This window comes from Salinivibrio sp. IB282, from assembly GCF_001995685.1.
GTDB lineage: Bacteria > Pseudomonadota > Gammaproteobacteria > Enterobacterales > Vibrionaceae > Salinivibrio > Salinivibrio kushneri.
In genome coordinates, this window is record NZ_MUET01000067.1 from 1 (window position 1) to 14,413 (window position 14,413).

The 14,413-nt window shown below is 49.9% G+C and carries 11 protein-coding genes; 4 read left to right on the forward strand and 7 right to left on the reverse strand.

The window, feature by feature from the left end:
* Positions 1-253: 253 nt before the first annotated feature.
* Both BZG14_RS12310 and BZG14_RS12315 read right to left on the reverse strand, forming a co-directional pair.
* A complete protein-coding gene (locus tag BZG14_RS12310; protein WP_077608858.1) occupies positions 254-1,954 on the reverse strand; it encodes an FAD-dependent oxidoreductase in 1,701 nt (566 codons plus the stop codon).
* 10 nt (positions 1,955-1,964) lie between these two features.
* Positions 1,965-2,156, reverse strand: coding sequence for a YgaP family membrane protein (locus BZG14_RS12315; protein ID WP_046075776.1), 192 nt, complete (start codon positions 2,154-2,156; stop codon positions 1,965-1,967).
* Positions 2,157-2,399: 243 nt separating this feature from the next.
* Here BZG14_RS12315 and BZG14_RS12320 point away from each other — a divergent pair, with 243 nt between their 5' ends.
* The 4 genes from BZG14_RS12320 (at position 2,400) to BZG14_RS12335 (ending at position 7,998) form a co-directional block, all read left to right on the forward strand.
* Positions 2,400-2,693 (forward strand): ArsR/SmtB family transcription factor, encoded by a 294-nt coding sequence (locus tag BZG14_RS12320; protein ID WP_069363167.1) that lies wholly within the window; start codon positions 2,400-2,402, stop codon positions 2,691-2,693.
* Between the two features lie 112 nt (positions 2,694-2,805).
* A complete protein-coding gene (locus BZG14_RS12325) occupies positions 2,806-6,114 on the forward strand; it encodes an efflux RND transporter permease subunit (RefSeq protein WP_077608859.1) in 3,309 nt (1,102 codons plus the stop codon).
* On the forward strand, positions 6,111-7,166 hold the full coding sequence (locus BZG14_RS12330) for an efflux RND transporter periplasmic adaptor subunit (protein WP_077608860.1): 1,056 nt from the start codon (positions 6,111-6,113) through the stop codon (positions 7,164-7,166). Before BZG14_RS12325 ends, BZG14_RS12330 begins: the two co-directional genes overlap by 4 nt.
* A gap of 64 nt (positions 7,167-7,230) precedes the next feature.
* Positions 7,231-7,998: a substrate-binding periplasmic protein gene (locus BZG14_RS12335; protein WP_077486348.1), complete on the forward strand. Its 768-nt coding sequence runs from the start codon at positions 7,231-7,233 to the stop codon at positions 7,996-7,998.
* 105 nt (positions 7,999-8,103) lie between these two features.
* Here the strand turns inward: BZG14_RS12335 and BZG14_RS12340 are convergent, their stop codons facing one another.
* From BZG14_RS12340 to BZG14_RS12365, 5 genes are all read right to left on the reverse strand, one after another.
* Positions 8,104-9,654, reverse strand: a complete 1,551-nt coding sequence (locus BZG14_RS12340) for a methyl-accepting chemotaxis protein (RefSeq protein WP_077486349.1) — start codon at positions 9,652-9,654, stop codon at positions 8,104-8,106.
* 66 nt (positions 9,655-9,720) lie between these two features.
* Positions 9,721-10,455: a substrate-binding periplasmic protein gene (locus BZG14_RS12345; RefSeq protein WP_077608861.1), complete on the reverse strand. Its 735-nt coding sequence runs from the start codon at positions 10,453-10,455 to the stop codon at positions 9,721-9,723.
* A gap of 488 nt (positions 10,456-10,943) precedes the next feature.
* Positions 10,944-12,947 (reverse strand): hypothetical protein, encoded by a 2,004-nt coding sequence (locus BZG14_RS12350; RefSeq protein WP_077608862.1) that lies wholly within the window; start codon positions 12,945-12,947, stop codon positions 10,944-10,946.
* 531 nt (positions 12,948-13,478) lie between these two features.
* Positions 13,479-13,880: a type II toxin-antitoxin system VapC family toxin gene (gene vapC, locus BZG14_RS12360; protein ID WP_077608863.1), complete on the reverse strand. Its 402-nt coding sequence runs from the start codon at positions 13,878-13,880 to the stop codon at positions 13,479-13,481.
* A complete protein-coding gene (locus BZG14_RS12365) occupies positions 13,877-14,104 on the reverse strand; it encodes a type II toxin-antitoxin system VapB family antitoxin (protein ID WP_241824670.1) in 228 nt (75 codons plus the stop codon). The genes vapC and BZG14_RS12365 overlap by 4 nt, the downstream gene beginning before the upstream one ends.
* Positions 14,105-14,413 lie beyond the last annotated feature (309 nt).

The following is a 14,413-nucleotide window of genomic DNA, read 5'->3' on the forward strand; positions in this document are numbered from 1 at the left end:
GGGATAGGGAACGTCATGATTTCCGGGATAGGGAACGTCATGATTTCCTCTCAATGACTCAAAACAGGTTACAGTTAAATAATACAGGTAGCATACTGAGATTTGTGCATAAGTCAATTCTAATTTAGTTTAAGTTGTTTTAGTGGTTGGTGTATGCCTAAAATTGAAGACTTGGGCAATTTGAAAAAACAACGCCTCTAAAAAAGCGCGAGCAGATGCTCGCGCTTTTGGCTGACACTGAAGCCTCTCGTTCTTATGCCTTGGCAAACTTGTAGGTGCGATAGCCCCCAATTAAGTTGCGCGCTTTAAAGCCATGATTGACTAACTGGCGGTAGGCGACGTTGCCTCTGAGACCGACCTGACAGTAAATCAAAATTTCTTTGTCTTTGGGCAGTTCATCGATGCGTCCACGCAGTTCGTCGACCGGAATATGGATATCACCATCGATATACTGACCGTTTTCGCGCTCGGGGGCATTACGCACATCCAGCAGCACTTGATCATCACGCAGTGCACCTAACTCGTGGTAATGAATCGCTTTAGCGTCACCCTTAATGAGGTTGGTTGCTACAAAGGCCGCTTGATTGATCACATCTTTAGCACTGCCATACGGCGGCGCGTAGGTGAGTTCTAGATGTTGGAGTTGCTCAACGGTCATGCCGGCACGTTGTGCTACGGCCATGACATCAATGCGTTTATCAATGCCGTCTTTACCCACCGCTTGTGCGCCTAAAATAGCGCCCGTATCCGGGGCAAACAGCAGCTTAAATGAGACAATCTCTGCGCCGGGATAATAACCCGCATGACTGGCGGCGTGAACATAGACCTTTTGGTAGTCGATGTCAGCGTGCTTGAGTTGTTTCTCGTTTTGGCCCACTGAGGCGACCGCGAGATCGAATACTTTACAGATAGCGGTGCCTTGGGTGCCGAGATAATGCTCAGTGCTGCCTAGCATGTTGTCAGCGGCCATGCGTCCTTGACGGTTCGCTGGGCCAGCCAATGGCACCAACGTCGGCTTGTGAGTGACAAAGTCAATCTCTTCCACCGCATCGCCGACGGCGTAAATATCGGGGTCTTGGGTCTGCATGGTGCTGTTGACCACAATCCCGCCTTTTTCACCAATGGCAAGTCCCGCCTGTTGCGCCAGCGTGACTTCAGGCTTAACGCCAACGGCCATGATCAACAATTCAGTATGCAGCGTGTCACCATTATTGAGCGTGAGGCTCAGTGAACCTTCTAAGTGTTGCGGCTCACTCGGCTCGCCGGCATCATCACTGGCAACATGCGTGGTAGGAATAAACTCGRCGGACTCCAGCGCGGTGCCTAAACGTAAATCCACCTCTTGATCGCGAATGGTTTGATGGACAAATCCCGCCATTTCTCGGTCGACGGGCGTCATCACCTGATCGGCCATTTCCAACAGGGTGGTTTTAATCCCGCGTTGATGCAGCGCTTCCATCATCTCAAGGCCAATAAAGCCCCCGCCGACGACAGTCGCATGACTGGGATTATTCATATCAATGGTATGCAAAATCGCATCCATATCTGGAATATTGCGAAGCGAGTGAGTCAGCGGGTTATCTAAGCCAGGAATAGGCGGCATGATGGGGGCCGCACCTGGGCTTAACAGTAACTTGTCGTAACTTTCTTGATAATCGCTGCCATCGGCACGGGTGACGGTGATGGTTTTGGCCTCGCGGTTAATCGCGGTGACTGTGCTGTTGATGCGCACATCCACATTAAAGCGGGCGCGAAAACTGTCCGGGGTTTGCAGCAAGAGTTTACTGCGGTCGGTAATGTCACCCCCGATATGATAAGGCAAACCACAGTTAGCGAACGAGACGTAAGGGCCACGTTCGAACATGATGATTTCCGCTTCTTCACTTAAACGACGGGCGCGAGCAGCGGCAGAAGCGCCACCGGCGACGCCGCCAATAATCACGATTTTGGTCATTATGACTCCATTAAGCGTTGCTTAGTCCAAGTTTTTTCAGGAAAAAGGCAGCCGGACAAATCCCTGTAAACGCACTTTGGATCAGGTTTACGCCAACGAAAACGGTTAGCCAAACAAATTGGCTATGAACTGTGAGGGTAAGCACGACAGAAAGTAGCACCATCATGCCAGCGATTACGCGTACGCCATTATCAATTGTCATAGCAAAACTCCTTTGCATCATTTATACGATTACCCGACAGACCGAACCGTTTTGGCTCGAACGCCTTCAGTGTTTGTCGGCACTGGGATTACTCTAGAAGTTGTATTTAGAAAAGTCTAATAATAATTTACCTAAATTAGAATTGACTAAATAAAATGGCGCGCTAAGCTATGGGTATTGGCAAAAAAGGAGTGAGCGATGGCAGATTCAAGCGTGCCGATTGAGGCAGAAAGCGTACCGGATATGGACATCGTTGCCATGCGTGAGCAAGCATCTCTGGTGGCGACCATGTTGAAAGTAATGGCGCACCCTGAGCGATTAATTGTGCTGTGTCAGCTTTTGGCCGGAGAGCGCTCCGTAGGGCAATTGTTGCAAGGGTCGTGCTTGAGTCAATCGGCGTTTTCTCAGCACCTTAGCGTTCTTAAGCGGCATCAATTGGTCAAGGTACGTAAGTCATCGCAGCAGGTGTTTTATCAGCTCAATGACCCCCACGTCGCGGCGATTATCGCCACCTTACAGCGGCTCTATTGTGTCTGAATCTGAGAGGTCAGCACACATTCATTGCCAGTTGATGCGCTAAGTTAATTAACAGTCACCCTTTTTATCTGTCGTTCTCTTGTCGTTACTGTCATCAGCTAAAGGATCGAATATGCGAGATGCTCAGCCACAAGGTCAGCTGATCACCCGAGTGATGAACAGCTTCTTCCCGCCCATCCTCATTGTGCTAGCGCTGCTGGTGGGGGCGGCAGCACTGTGGCTCACTCCCAAAGAAGAAGATCCGCAAATTGTCGTCCCCATGGCGGATATAGTGGTGCAAGCGCCCGGTTTGAGTGCCCCGCAAGTGGCGAAGCAGGTGACGCAGCCTCTGGAGAAAAAAGTCAGCCAAATTGATGGGGTGGAGTATGTGTATTCCACCACCCAAGCCGGTTCCGCGCTGGTCACGGTGCGCTTTTACGTTGGCGAAGATCGCGAGTCTGCCTTGGTGAAGCTGTATAACAAGCTCTATGCCAATCAAGACGCGATCCCAGCTGCCGTGAGCGAGTGGGCGATTAAGCCTGTGGAAATTGATGATGTGCCGATTGTGATTGCGGCGCTGCGTAGCGATAACCCTGATCAGCTCGACCATTATGCGCTGCGACGCATTGCCGAGCAGGCGACCTTGGATCTTWAAGCCCTTCCCGAAACCAATGCGGTGAAGGTAGTGGGTGGGGTGCCGCGTCAGGTGTTGGTCACGCTCGATCCTGCCGCCATGGCTAGCTATCAGATCAGTGTGTCTGATCTCACCAATGCCTTTTCGTTGAGCCATCAAAAGCGTGATATTGGCGATATTCAACATCAGGGTGAGCGCTATTTACTAAAAACCGGCCAGTGGTATCAAAGCCTGGAGGAGATACGCCATTTAGTGGTGGCGGTGGTGAATGGTAAACCTGTGTACCTGCAGGATGTGGCCAAGTTATCGGACGGCGCGCAAGAGCCCACCACAGATACGTGGATCCAATCGACCGATGATAGCCAGCCGCATCCAGCGGTGTTTCTCTCGGTGGCGAAGCAAAAAGGCGCCAACGCCGTCAGCGTGGCCGAGGATGTCACCGCCACGCTCAATCATTTGGTCGCCACGCAATTTCCCGAGGGCGTAAGCGTCGAGGTCATTCGCAATTACGGCCAAACCGCCGATGCCAAAGTGAAAAACTTGGTGTCCAGCCTCGGTATTGCGGTGCTCACCGTGGTGGTCTTTGTTGGTTTATTCTTAAACTGGCGCAGTGCCTTAGTGGTGGCGATTGCGATCCCAATCAGTTATGGCGCGGCATTAGGGCTGGATTTAGCCTTTGGCTACTCAATTAACCGCGTCACCTTGTTTGCATTGATCTTGGCGCTAGGGCTGATTGTTGATGATCCGATTGCCAGTATCGACAACATTGAACGGCACCTGACCCATGATAACAAGCCGCGTGGCCGCACGATTGTGCTGGCGATGCTAGAAATCAAGCGCGCATTGATCATGTCGACTGTGGCGATTGTGATTGTGTTCACCCCGATGTTTTTTATCACCGGCATGATGGGGCCATATATGGCACCGCTGGCATTCAATGTGCCGGTCAGTGTGGTGATCAGTACCTTGGTAGCGTTTTTAGTCACCCCTTGGCTGGCCAAAAAAATTGTCCGCGCGTCCAATAAAGGCGATGACTATCGCCTTGAGACCACGCCGCTGTACCGTGGCTATCGGCGCGTGTTGCTGCCATTGTTGGAAAACAATCGTCGCGCTAAAGCGTTTTTGTGGATAGTGGGGGTGTTGTTTGTCATTGCCGCCCTGTTGCCTGCGTTGCGCCTCGTGCCGCTTAAGCTGTTGCCGTACGACAATAAAAACGAGTTTCAGGTGGTACTGGATTTGCCGGAAACCGCTAATCATGTCGATACCTCCAATGCGCTGCGAGAGATGAACGGTTACCTACAAACGCAAGCCGAGGTGGTATCGGTATCCGGCTTTGCCGGGCTTGCTTCACCGATGGATTTTAATGGCATGGTGCGCCATTACTTTACTCGTCATGCGCCTTACCAAGGTGAACTGCGGGTAGTGCTGGTAGATAAGCACCGGCGTACGTTGCAATCACATGGCTTGGTGACACGCATGCGTGATGAGTTAGAAGCCATTGCATCAAAATATGATGCCGAGGTGCAATTAGTGGAAATGCCACCAGGGCCGCCAGTGCTGGCAACCATTGTCGCCGAAGTGTATGGCTCACCAAGCACGCCGTATTCAACCCTGCAAGCGCAAGCGACTCAGGTAGCCGAGCGATTAAAGCGTGAAGCCTTGGTGTCAGAAGTGAGCACCAGTGTTCAAGGGCCTCTATCGAGCTGGCAGTTTGTCGTAGACCAAGAAAAAGCCGCCTTGTCAGGTGTTGCGGTGGCCGATATTAACCAAGCGCTCAGGGCCGCGAACCAAGGGGTTACACTGGCCCATTTGGCCGACGCCGATGAAATGGATCCTTTGCCCGTCACATTGCAACTTGCAGCGGACGCCCGTGATCAACTGGATGCGCTGCTCGCCCTGCATGTACGTGGTCGCGCAGGGGTGGCGAAACAATCGGTTCAAGGTGCCTTGGTGGATGCGCCGCAGCCGCTGGTCGCGTTGAGTGAACTCGGCCATTTTGAACAGCAACCGGTTGATCAGCCTATCTATCATAAGAATTTACGCCCCGTGGTGTATGTGTATGCCGAACCCACTGGAAGGGTACCGGGCGAGGTAGTCGCCGATATGATGGCTGATTTTAATCAACCTGAGTCGGACAGTACTCGCCCGCTATCCGCGCGTAGTTATCTGGATAATGGCGCGGGGGATGGCTGGCAAGTTGATGAGGGTATCGAGGTGGTATGGAGTGGTGAAGGAGAGTGGAAGATCACCATTGATGTCTTCCGTGATCTGGGGATTGCCTATGGTGCGGCACTGCTGGGCGTCTTTATAGTGATGCTGATACAAACCGGGCTACCGGCGGTGTCAGGCATTATTATGCTGGCAATTCCACTGACCGTGATTGGCATCATGCCAGGCTTTTGGTTGCTCAATGGTTTGAGCGGTCAGATCAGCGGCTATCCAAATCCGGCGCTGTTCACCGCCACCGCGATGATTGGCATGATTGCACTGGCGGGGATTGTGGTACGCAACTCACTGGTATTGATTGAGTTTATTCAACAGTCACTCGCTCAAGGTATGGCGCTGAGTGAAGCCTTAGTACAAGCGGGCGCAGTGCGAATGCGGCCCATTTTACTCACCGCCGGCACCACCTTATTGGGGAATGTGATTATCACCCTCGACCCGATTTTTAATGGGTTAGCCTGGGCGATTATTTTCGGTATTGCCGCGTCTACCGTGTTTACCTTGCTGGTTGTGCCCGTGGTGTACAACCTTGCGTATCAAAATCATCCCACCCACGGCCTATCAGTAGAAGGAGAGCATGCATGAAGGCAAAAAAAGGCGTACTCGCACTGGTGCTAGGCACTGGGCTATTGGTGTTGTTTTTGGTGATGGCTGGGGTGTTTACCTCGAATGTCGCGCCCGTCTCGACATTGAACGAGACACCGGACAACGTTGAGACGCTAACGCTTGAGGCGGTCGAACAGCCACAAACCCGCATTTTTTCCGGCCAGTTGGAGGCAAGACAGACGGCAACCTTAGCGGCGCGAATGACCGCAACCGTTGCAGAAGTGCTGGTTGATGTCGGCGACCGCGTTGAGCAAGGGGATGTGTTGCTGCGTTTGGATAATGCCGATCTCAGTGCCAAAGTCCGCCAAGTTCAACAAGCCTTGGCCTCGGCGCAATCGCAATTGAATACCGCGCGCAGTGACTACCGCCGCATGGAGACCTTGTTGGCGAAAAAGCTGGTGCCACAATCTCAATTCGATGAGGCGGAGAATCGCTTAAAAACGGCGCAGTCTGAATACCGTCGTGCCCTTGCTGCGGTGGATGAGGCTGAAACCCAATTTGGCTTTAGTCTGGTGCGCGCGCCGTTTTCAGGGCTGATCACCGATAAAATCATCAACCAAGGTGATACGGCGACACCGGGTGCGGCGCTGCTATCCCTGTACAACCCTGAAAGCATTGAAGCGACGGTCAATGTGGCGGAATCTGTGTTACCCTATGTCGACATCGGTCAATCGTTAACGGTTACGCTCCCGACCTATGATAAAACCCTTACGGGCTTGGTGCGCACTGTGACACCGGCTGCCGATGCCACGTCACGCAGTTATCGTGTTGCCGTGACACTGCCAAACACGGAGGCGAGTGATACTTTGCTACCAGGAATGTTTGCAAAAGTGACCGTGTCACAAAAAGCCGAGCCAGTGCTTTATCTACCGAGCAATGCGTATTATCAAATTGGACAACTTAACTATGTGAAGGTGCTTGACGCGGGTGAGGTGAGAACACGGCTGGTATCGCTTACACAGCAAGGGCGCGTGCGTAAGGGGCTAAAGCCTGGTGAAGTGGTAATCATAAATCCTAAAAAAACTCAGTGATTCAGGTCGCGTTATAGTGAATATCATCAATACTTAAGGTGAGTTTTCCTAAAAGGAGTTCACTATGAAAGTTGCTTTAATCTCTGCTACGGCCTTAGCCGGCAGCTTATTATCAGGACCAGCGATGGCACTCGATACCTCATCGCTTAAAGTGTGTGGTGACGGGGCGAATTGGCCACCTTTTCACTATAAAAAAGGCGAAACTATCGAGGGCTATGACATTGATGTCCTCAATGCCATCTTTCAAGACAGCGGTGTAGATGTATCGGTAGATTTACCGCCGTGGAAGCGGTGCGTTTTTGAGACAAAATCAGGTAATTACGATATTGCGCTCAGCGCATCTTACAACGAAGAACGCGATCGTGATTTTCTTTTAACTGACTAYTATTACACACTGCAACCTAGCTATATTTACTCAACTCAACAACATCCGAATGGCCTGAACATAGAGACAGCGGATGATATTAACCAGCTGCGGATGTGTGGCCTATTGGGCTATAACTACATAGGATTCAGTGTCGATGATAGCCAGGTGAGGAAGTCAGCAAAAGACTTTAAGCAACTGGTAAAACAGACGCAAGCAGGGCGCTGTGATGTATTTTTAGCACGCTACGAGATACTCGCAGGGTTCAAAGCGGCACAAGGCATTGATTATCTCGCTGGCGGGATGCAAGTCGAGCCGATTCCCGGCAATATGGGTGATAAGTTCCATATGATGATTTCGCGTGAACACCCAGAGGCTAATGAGATAAAAGCATTGCTCGACCAAAACTTTGAATCCATGCGCCAGTCTGGCCAATTAAAATCAATACTTGATGGTTATTTAGACTAAATGGTTATTTAAATTAAACGTGCGAACTTAACGCACGTAAATCGTAATAAAAAAGGTGCAATCGCACCTTTTTCTTTTCTCTTTTTGCTACAGTTGATGAAATCGCTAGGTTTTAAACTTCTCCATTTGTACTTTGATGTCTTCACTCAGGGTAAGCACTTTGTCGGTGCGTGCGGCGTTTTCTTGCGCACCTTCAGTGACGTAATTGGTTGCCTCTGAGGCTTCATTGATTGCTTGACTAACTTCATCAATGGCTTGACGTTGCTCATCAGTGGCTTGCGAAATTTGTCCGCTACGCTCGGAAATATCCGTAATGGTTTCGCGCACTTGACTGACTGATTCTTGTGATTCAGACACGCGTCCGGCGGTATTTTCTAAGATACTACCAATGCGTTTGATTTCTTTTTCTACCGATTCAGTGGCCTCACTCAAGGATTTGATGTTGGATTGAATTTGCTCGGTAGATTCACTGGTTTTGACTGAAAGACTACGCACTTCGTCAGCCACCACCGCAAAGCCTCGGCCTTGCTCGCCAGCGCGCGCCGCCTCAATCGCCGCATTCAGCGCCAAGAGGTTGGTTTGTTCAGAGATATCATTGATGACGTTCACGACATCTGAAATTTTCTCACCTTCCTCGAGCAGTTTATGCATTTCAGCATTCACATTCTCCATCTCTGAACGCATATTAATGATTTCAGAGGCTGAACTCTCAATCGTCCCATACACTTGGTTAACCAGATCCGTGGTACCTGCAGCACGAGTCGCCGCATCGTTTGCTGTATCAGCGACGGTGGCAATAGATTGATTCATCTGCGTAGCGGCGGCGGCAACCGTCGAGAGACTTTGTTTCTGCTGCTCTAACCGCTCCGCATTCGTCCGTGCCATTTGTCCACTCTCTGCCGAGACTTCAGCGAGGTTGATAGAAGCTTGGGTCACTTCATTGACTATTTCACGCAACGAAGCGGTAAAGTGGTTAATATGCTCAGTGATCTGGGCGAATTCTTTGTATTTCGGGGCTGGGATCACGGTGGAGAGATCGCCATCCCCACTCGCGAGTTCTCGCACGCGCAGCGTTAAATCATTGAGTGGTTTAACCACGGTGGCGGTCAATGCCAAAATCAGGAACACGATCATCACAAGATCGAGCACTAGCAGCTCAATCAGGCTTCGGGTGAGGGTATCGGATAACTCCGCCTCTAATCTGTCTGTGTTATAAAATACCTGCAGAGTCCCCACTTTGTTGGTTTCACCATACTCGGTAAATGAAAGCTCACTTTCTTCGTTGGGCATGGATTCGTACATCGACTTTTCGCCGTCGCCAATGTCTTTCGGCTGGCGTTGTCCCTCGTCATTGGGTGGCCCGAGGCGCAGAAAGACGATGGCAGACCCTTGATTATCCAGTATTCGCACCGCTTTAATATCGGGTGCTTTTAATTCGGCAGAGATCGAGAGTTTGGCCGCTTCCAGGTCGAAGTCCCAAATGGCTTTGGGCAAACTGAGATTCATACGATTGGTGGCATTTTCCACTGTGGTTTCAAGCGCGCTATTCAGTTCCTGTTTGGTATTTTGATAATCAATATAACTTGATATCCCTAATACCACAGAAACAGCAATAACCACTTGAGTGACAAATATTGCCTTTAGACTCTTAAACATAGCGCTACTCTTCCATTTACATTGTCATGCGACCCAACTGCGGCCACTTTTTCCCACGGTCAGTTTTTATTCACCGAGGTGTTCTTTCATTATCTGTTCAATGTCGATTTTCTTGAGCCCTTGATTGACGATCTCACGCCATTTTTGTCCTTCAGCATTATCAGCGAAAGCAATATATAGCTTTTTATCGACCAAGAGCTTTTTATTCATTTGTAGGTTCGCTTTTACCGCGTTAAGGGCTGGATCGTTCTCTTTGAGGTAGCCCAGCACATTGGCATCTACCACCGCGAGAGGAATACGCGCTCGTCCCACCTTTTGCAGGTTTTGCGTGTCACTGGTGACCGCAGACGATTTCAGGGTGCCGTTGGCAATGCGCTCATCTAACTCTGGCGTGTTGACATACCCTCGAACCACGCCAATGGTATGCTGAGTCAGATCATCAAGGGTCGACCATTCGATAGGCTGATTGACGTTTTCAACGAACCCGAGCGGACCAGTGCCTATGGGGTCAGAGAAGATCAGTTCGTCGGTTTCGTAGTGATATTCTGGGAAATAGCCAGCGTACTGCGTATCATTCTTGACCAAATACACGGTGCGTGACCACGGGTAAAACTCGACGTTAAGCTCGTGCCCCATGGCTTGCACCGCCGCACGCACCACAGCAACCGATGCGCCCTGATCAGGCAAATTTTTGCCAGAATAAGGCGGCCATTCGAGAGATGGCATAGTGAGAACATCGGCTCGAGCTGGTGTTGCTAGAAGAAGGGCCGAGAAAACGATGGCGAACAGATGCTTGAGCATAGCGCCTCCAAATAAGTGCCAATTCTCTTAAGCGTAGACGAGATAAAAATAGATGGGTGTTGTGATCTAGATAACTTGAAGCATTTCTGAGGTTTTACCCTAGTAATGTGATGAAAATTAGGGTTTTTCTGGTCTGTCCAGATTGTGTGTTAGCTATGGTAGGTGGCAAAAAATGTTAGAGGCTGACAAGGTGTCTGTATATCTGGTGAAAAGCGGTTCTTTTCCAGACAAAAAAGCCGCTGTTTGAAACAGCGGCTTGTTAGGAAGTGATTAATCACGCTCAAGGCTAACATTAGAGTAGCTGCGGTAACCGCGTACCATCACATGGTACTCGGTACCTTTTTGTGCGTTAATACGACAGGTCTCATCGTTGCCGTAGTGGGCGCGCATAGTGAGCTGGAAAGTAAGATATGCGGTGTTTATTCGGGAGACACAATGAAAAAGTATGACACCGGCCATCCGTTGGCCAGCGACAAACACGTTAGGTTTTATGGCGCGCGGCGTTGACCTGCACCTTGCGGTTTGGCCATAGGCGCTGGGTCTTTAGGCCAAAATAGGCTAGAAGGATGTTGTTTTATTTGTGTCAGTACCGCGGTTCTTACCGACTTCATATCCAACTCACAGTTACGCGAGCGCAGCGCAACGAATAATGCGAGACCAAAGCTGACCCACAGATTAATAAAGCCAATCATCAACACAAAAAACAGGCTGGATAATACAGACAACCACGACGAGTAATCGCTCATATGCGCATAGGCAGCGTGGGCAGAAGAAAAGGCCACGTGGCGAATATCAAGCGGAACATCAATAAGATAGCCGACGTAGCTTGTCATGCCTAAAAGCACACCAAAAATAAAGTTACCGCCTAATGCACCATAGTTTTGATGGATGTACAGTGCTATCCGCTCTCGTCGTTGAAGCGAGATCGCGCGGAATAATGGATGGCCGATTAAGCGATCTTTGAGCTCAATGTAGTCCGCCCGATTATCAAGAATGCCGGTAATAATACCCGACAAAAACAGCCAGACCCCGGCGATAGCAGCGTAAAGCCAGGCTAAACCATGGATCGGATGAATGGCTGAGGTTTGATAGGCCGCTTGCTCACTGCTGAGTAGCGGGCTGTGGTAAAAGTGGCTAAACACCAGGCTCACCAGCACACTCACGGTAATTGCGGCGGTAATATTTCCCCATACCGCAAACCATTGAGAGCGGTTTACATTAATTAGCAGGCGCGCGAGCTTTTTACTGCGTGTGCGCCCCTGCTTGTTTTTTTCCACATGTGCGGCAAAGTTTGCGGCTGTCATCGCTGGCTGTTTGGTGGCAATGGTAAAGTGTAAAATATGCACCAGCATAAAGCCGACACCGTAGTTTAAACTGACCAGCAATGCATTATTAAGTGGTGATAATTGCAGGGTCTCGATATACATTTTTACCCATGCTAACAGGGCAATAATCACTCCAGCCCCGCAAGCGCCGCGCAGGATCTTAAAGTAATCTTTTTTGGTTTTGGCGATATAGTGCTCGCCGTGATTGCTTTTGTTTTGTGTCACACTCTGAGCAAACGTGCGGGTACTTTTGCGATAAATCGCGCGCACACTGTTGCGTTCCGTCACCGAAATAAGCAATTGCCGCCAGAGGTTGAATACACAGCGCGCCTTCTGATGCGGGTGACGAAAATCAAGAATTTGGATCAACAGCACCATGCGGTTTAATGTTTGATCCAAGCGCTCAAGCATACGTGAAGCGTGCGCGGAGAAACCCATTTGGTTAATACCACGGGCTCGGATCCGCTTGACCTGCTGCTGGCATTGCTCAATCATCACCCAAAAATGTGCCCTGTCTTTGGGATCCAACGTATCGTTTTTAATCGCGTTCACAATTTGGTGGGTTTCACGCTGCAATGCAATGAACGGTGAATCGACCTCACTCAAACGGCGATCAATCCGAAGTAGCTCGGGATCAAGTTCCTCGGCGGCGATCCAGATAGACAGCATTTCTAACGAATAACACAACTCGCTTTTTATATAAGCTCCGGTTGAGCGGATGGCTTCCGGGGCGGCGTTTTTGACTAGTAGACGGTATAGCTTAAACCAGCACTTATGAGAGATGGCCTTTACCCACGCTTTATCTTCTCCACCGACAAAGTAACTGAGCAGATCATTGATGTCGTTACAGCGTTTAGGCGGCGGGTTCACTTTATTATAAAGCCGACGAAAAATGTCAGTCATAAGGCCGTTTTTAGAGAAAATCCCCAGCTGCACAAACGCCGGTGATAACTTTATTTTCTTGGCCTCATTGCACACGCTATTGGCAAAGAGCGCGGCTTGAGAGGGGGAGTTGGCTAACGCTAAGACAAGCTGCTCAAGACGCAACTCTGCTAACTCGGGCGCACCCTCACGCAGGTAGGTAAAGAATACATCAAGGCGCTCTGTGTCAGTGGCACAGAGGGAGAAACCGTCTATCACTTTAAAGGCCGGTGTAATCGCAGGCATAAATCAATTTTCTTATCAGTCGATAGTCAACGCGCGCGTAGTCTACAAGAGGGAATGTATAGGGGGAAGAAAAAGTGTGTTTAGATCACATCTGCAATGCGTTGACTTGGCGACGGCAAGCATGGATTTTATTGCTACACTGCCTGGCCCAGCTCGGTGAACAGCCAAAATAAGTTGCGGTCATACTCCACATAGACACTGTGTGATAAACCTCCCATCGCATAACTGGCGACCTTACCCTTCTAGAATGGGGGCACGTAGTGCGCGGCGATTACAGGTTGTTGTGGGTGACGGACTTGAATGCCTTCAGCGCTTTTTGCCGATCCAGCCATTGCCCCACAAAATCTGCCTTCGCTAACATTTTGGACAATTGAGCACGAAAAAATCAGCACGGCTTTGATAAGCTAGCCTGACAACGTTGACGAAAAGGTGTGTTAGGTACCGAGAACTGATCGTCGGTAGCGTGGAAAATACTAGCTGGATAACCAGCTTATCCGTGGAAGCACGCCATTTGAGTGCACGCTTTGTATGTTATGTTTCTCTGAGGGCAGGCTCAAGCCCAAGATGATCAACAAAGGGGATAAAGTCGCGATCCAAAAACAGCAAAGGTAGCTTTTTCTCTATGCAGAAAGTCGCGATGATCACGTCGGCAGTTTTTCGGATTGTGATGCCCTTTTTGCGAAGTGCCCTATAGTTGTCAGCGCAAACAAGTGCCATGTCTTTGCCAAACATTTCATACTGCTCCAGCGAGAGCAGGCTCTGTTTGGTCTGACGATAGTGTTTGTCGTTGCGGATGCCTTGAAGGATTTCCAGAAATATGAGTTCGCCGATAGCGACGGATCCGTGGACTATTGAGGCATCCAGCAGGTCAGTATGCGGGTTTTTGACTCCGTTGAAATAGTCGATCCATACACTGGTATCCACCAATATCATCCGGCGCTCCGCATTTCATCCAGGTCGCCTTCCCACTTGATTTTGCCTCGCAGTTTTCGAATTTCCTGCTGCTTGCTAAGCTGAACTAGAAGTTTCAGACCTTGCTCAACAGCCTCTTTTTTGGTTTCGTAGCCGGAGGCTTTGAGAGCTTCTGCCATCAACTGGTCGTCTATGACGATGTTCGTTCTCATGTCGCACCTATGTGTATCGATTTCGGTTTCCATACACAATCTAGCACGTCAGGAAGAACATAACAATCGGCTGCACAGCGACCGATTTTCCGCCGCTTCGCGGCTCCAAACCGGCGCGTGAGCCGGGCGTTATGCCTACTGGATAATTCAATAAAAGGAAATATATGAGTAAGCGGTTAATAAACCCCACATACCCATAAGACACGGACTTTGTCATAGTACCTTTTTAAGCGGAGGTACCATGAAACAAGCACAAAAACGCGCGCACTGGGCGGCGATTATTGAACAACAAAAGCAAAGCACAGTGTCCATTAAGCAGTTTTGCCAAGACAACGCTATTCC

Excerpts from the sequence above, each read along its gene's own strand:
- BZG14_RS12315 (WP_046075776.1), bottom strand. The coding sequence starts at position 2,156 with ATGACAATTGATAATGGCGTACGCGTAATCGCTGGCATGATGGTGCTA.
- BZG14_RS12320 (WP_069363167.1), top strand. The coding sequence starts at position 2,400 with ATGGACATCGTTGCCATGCGTGAGCAAGCATCTCTGGTGGCGACCATG.
- BZG14_RS12330 (WP_077608860.1), top strand. The coding sequence starts at position 6,111 with ATGAAGGCAAAAAAAGGCGTACTCGCACTGGTGCTAGGCACTGGGCTA.
- BZG14_RS12340 (WP_077486349.1), bottom strand. The coding sequence starts at position 9,654 with ATGTTTAAGAGTCTAAAGGCAATATTTGTCACTCAAGTGGTTATTGCT.
- BZG14_RS12345 (WP_077608861.1), bottom strand. The coding sequence starts at position 10,455 with ATGCTCAAGCATCTGTTCGCCATCGTTTTCTCGGCCCTTCTTCTAGCA.
- BZG14_RS12350 (WP_077608862.1), bottom strand. The coding sequence starts at position 12,947 with ATGCCTGCGATTACACCGGCCTTTAAAGTGATAGACGGTTTCTCCCTC.
- vapC (WP_077608863.1), bottom strand. The coding sequence starts at position 13,880 with ATGATATTGGTGGATACCAGTGTATGGATCGACTATTTCAACGGAGTC.
- BZG14_RS12365 (WP_241824670.1), bottom strand. The coding sequence starts at position 14,104 with ATGGAAACCGAAATCGATACACATAGGTGCGACATGAGAACGAACATC.